At 34.2% G+C, this 4,216-nt stretch carries 1 protein-coding gene and 1 pseudogene; one reads left to right on the forward strand and one right to left on the reverse strand.

Features of this window, described 5'->3' with window-relative positions:
- Positions 1–1,786: pseudogene (locus ABJI11_RS00295) on the reverse strand (hypothetical protein); the annotation flags it as partial.
- 168 nt (positions 1,787–1,954) lie between these two features.
- Between ABJI11_RS00295 and ABJI11_RS00300 the strand changes: the two are divergent.
- Positions 1,955–3,946 (forward strand): putative porin, encoded by a 1,992-nt coding sequence (locus tag ABJI11_RS00300; protein WP_348348443.1) that lies wholly within the window; start codon positions 1,955–1,957, stop codon positions 3,944–3,946.
- The last annotated feature ends 270 nt before the right edge of the window (positions 3,947–4,216 follow it).

A 4,216-nucleotide genomic window follows, 5' to 3' on the forward strand; every position in this document is an offset into this window, starting at 1 on the left:
CAATATTACCCGTACCGATAGAGGATGATATTTTATTCCATTGATTGTTTTCTAATCTATACAAAGCATCGAAACCTGCGTAAACTGATCCGTCAGAGCTTATTGCTAGTGGCGTAACCCAATTTCCTTCAATAGTATTACCATTAGCATCTGTAGGTGCGCCGACCACACCTACAGATTGTCCAGAATCTGAAGAAATGAATAAACTTCCTCCAAATTGAACAAATCCGTAGACAAGACTGCTATTGTTAGGGTCAATTTCGTAGTCCATTCCGTCACCTCCTGTAAAAACATTCCATTGTCCTTGATCACGAATAAAACCGGCATTATCTTGTAGTCCACCAGTTATTTTCTCGGAATCATTTTTAGCAACGGATATTCTGTAGAATTGACTAATAGAAATACCAGCAGTATAATCTGTAAAGGTGCTGCCACCATTTTCAGACATATAAATGCCACCGTCGCTACCAACATATACCTTGTTGTTAAAAATCTTAATGGTATGTATATCGGCATGGGTATAACCTTGGTCAGTAATATTCCATCTGTTTATTCTGATAAAGGTGTCTCCGCCATTGGTGCTTTTCCAAACATTTAAACAACCTGTATATATTTCGTTGAAATTTGTTGGTGAAACTTCAATTGCAAGGTCAAACCAAGCTTGGTTTGATTCGAATATATCTTGTTCACTTGCTGTTTTTGTAAAAGATTCTCCACTATCTAAAGATTTGTAAAGTCCGCCAAAGGCAAAACTATTACCTCCTGTTAGAGCTCTTAATACATATACACCTGAAGGGTTTGCTGCACTTGTTCCAATTACCAATCTCCCAGAACTGGCTGGTAGTCCATCTGTAATTTCAATAAAGGTGTCGCCACCGTCAGTAGATTTTACAAAAGTATTCGAAGTGACTGCGTATACCGTATTTGGACTATTTGGTTTAAGTTTAAAATCTTGAATATTCCCAGCTCTTTTGACCTCCCAAGTGGCACCTGCATCTGTTGATTTTTGAAGGCCAATACTAGTCCCTACCCAAATGATATTGGAATTTGTAGGGTCAATTGTGATTTCATTCATTAATAGGTTGATATTCGAGGTACTAGGGTTCAATCCTGTTTCATTCCAACTATTTCCTCCGTCAACAGACTTAAAAACACCTACACTATATGAATCAGCAGCATCGTCATCTCCTGTGGCTATATAAATTATTTGTGAGTTGTTGGGGTCCACAGCTATACCGGAAACTCCGATCTGTGGAAAGTCATCAAATAAGTTTACCCAAGATGAGCCTCCATCAATAGATTTCCAAATACCGCCAGCTGGCGCACCTACGTACCAAATATTTTCATTATTAGGGTCTACTGCTATGGCATTTACTCTACCTTGTCCAGAAAGTGCACCTGAGTAGGTGTCATGCGTAAATGGTCCTATAGAATTCCAATTTGCTGTAGGGTTTGTTTCTTTACCTATACTTTCCTGTTTACTCTTCCAAGAATCCCATAATTGAGAAGAAGTTGGTATTTTTCCGTTTTCATCTATATAATAAGACCAATAATTCTCCCATCTTTTATATGGTTTAAAACCGCTGCCTTTTTTAGAATAGTCTTTATTGCTCCAATATTGGTTGAATGCATTCGATATATCATATAAGGAATATGAATTTGTTGATGATTTTGAAGATTGTTGATTTTCATTCAAGTCTTTCATCCAAGGAGCTTTCTCGTTGAACTGGGCAGATGCCGTAATAATCGCTAAAAACGCGAAAACATTAAAAAACAGTACTTTCATTAACATTTTTTTATAAAAATCAGAAAAATATTTCTTTATATAATAAAGTTCTCAGTTAAATTTTAATATTAGTTTGGTAAACCTTTATATACAGGTTATTAAAGTAGCTTAAACTTTCACATTTACTTAGCAACAAAAAAATTAACTTTGCAAGGGTAACAAAGCTTCATGAAATATATAATTCTAGTTTTATTGTGTTTAACTGCTTCGGTTGGTTTAAGTCAGGATGTAATTAACAAGCCAGAGAAAAAAAGAGATTCACTTTCGCTTTCTAAAAAGACAAAGCCTATAAACCCAAAAGATAAATTACAAAATGACTCTATTGTTTTAACGATAGAAGATTATAAAATTATTTCATTTGAACGAGATACTACTTTTTTAGACACCACTCTAACTGTTCAAAAAGAGTACAAGTATAATTATCTGCGAGAAGATGATTTTGAATTAATGTCCTTCTCTAATATAGGGCAAGCATATAATGAATTAGGCGTTGATTTTGAAAGAGTAGTGAGTTATCCTAGTTTAGGCGCAAAGGCAAAAGATCGTAAGTATTTAGAAAAAGAGCAGATAAACTATTACAATGTTGCTACCCCAATGACCGAGTTGTTCTTTAAAACAACTTTGGAAGAAGGTCAATTGTTAGATGCTAATTTAGCTTTTAACACCTCACGTAGGTTGAATTTTTCAATAGGTTATACTGGTTTTCGTTCGTTTGGTAAGTATAATGATACGCAAATAGAATCTGGTAACTTTATTACGACCACAAACTACTTGTCTAAAAACGGAAGGTATGCATTAAGAGCTCACATTGCGGCTCAGAATATTACATCTGAGGAAAATGGAGGTTTGTCGGAAAAGGAAGAGCAGTTTGAGTCTGGAGATGATGACTTTATTAATAGACCAAGAGTTGATGTGTATTTAGATGATGCAAATAATAAAATTTTAGGGAAAAGATATTATCTGGACCATACCTATAAATTAGTTAGAACTCAGTTAGATTCAACTCGGTTTGAAAAAACATCCTTATCTCTAGGTCATACGTTTGATTATGAAACTAAATATTATCAATTTGTAGAAACAGCTAGTGATACCTTGTTCGGTGATGCTATATTAAGTGCTATTAATGACAAGGCTATTCTAAAGACATTTTATAATGAAGTAAATGCGGAATTTTATAATAGAACTTTAGGTAAGTTAACAGGTGGGATCAATGTATATAATTATGATTATTATTTCAACAGCCGGCTTACAGAAGAAGATGGTACTATTATACCGAGTAGATTGAATGGAACAGAGTTTGGTATAGTGGGTAAATATGAGAAACGCATTGGACAATTTGATTTCGATGCTGATTTGAAATATAATATTTCAGGCGATTTAGCGGGTAACCTTTTTAATGCGGCTGCGTCATATGCTATTAATAAAAATAATAAGCTGAAATTCTCTTTACATACTTCTAGCAGAATGCCAAATTTTAATTATTTGTTGTATCAAAGTGAGTACCTTAATTATAATTGGAACAATAGTGAAGTGTTCAGTAAAGAGAGGGCTAGTAGTTTAAAAGGCGAATTGCTTTCCAAAACATGGGGTAACCTTATGGTCAAGTATAGTAATCTAGATAACTATACTTATTTCGCGCCGGTTTCAGATGTTACCATTGGTGATGATATGGAAAATGCATTTATTAAGCCATTACAAGAAGGTAATAGTGTTTCTCATTTAAAGGTAAAATATGAAAAAGAGTTTAAAGTGGGTATGTTTGCTTTGAATAATACTGTAATGTATCAGAATGTTACTCAGGATACCCAGGTTTTGAATGTTCCTCAATTGGTAACAAGAAATACGTTATACTTTTCGTCAGATGTGTTTGAAAAAGCAATGTACCTACAAACAGGTATCACCTTTAAATATTTCACCAGTTATAACATGAATGGGTATAATCCTATACTTGGGGAGTTCTATGTGCAGAATAAAGAAGAGTTGGGTGGTTATCCTTTATTAGATTTTTTCATCAATGCTCGAATTAAACAAACTAGAATTTACTTGAAAGCAGAACACTTTAATGCTGCTTTTTCTGGGTATGATTATTATGCTGCGCCAAATTATCCGTACCGTGATTTCGTAATACGCTTTGGTTTAGTGTGGAATTTCTTTTCTTAGCCTTTTTTCAGTTTTTGTAATGCACTGAAAATGGGGTGGTTGTAAGTGTGTTTATGATCAACTAATTGGTTTTCATAATCTTAACTTTTCACCTGATTTTGTACTTCTGCAACCTAGTCAAAATCATGTAGTTATGATTAGGTCAAAAAACTTTCAATATTTTCTTTCAAAAAGTCTTGCGGTATTAGGAATAGTGTGTACATTTGCACCCCGCAAACGAGGAAGATAATATCAGAATCGGGAGTTGGAAAAGGTTCTTAGATATGTTGT

The organism is Maribacter sp., from assembly GCF_039968975.1.
Classification (GTDB): domain Bacteria; phylum Bacteroidota; class Bacteroidia; order Flavobacteriales; family Flavobacteriaceae; genus Maribacter.

Coding starts and splice junctions, on each gene's coding strand:
- ABJI11_RS00300 (WP_348348443.1), top strand. CDS start 1,955: ATGAAATATATAATTCTAGTTTTATTGTGTTTAACTGCTTCGGTTGGT.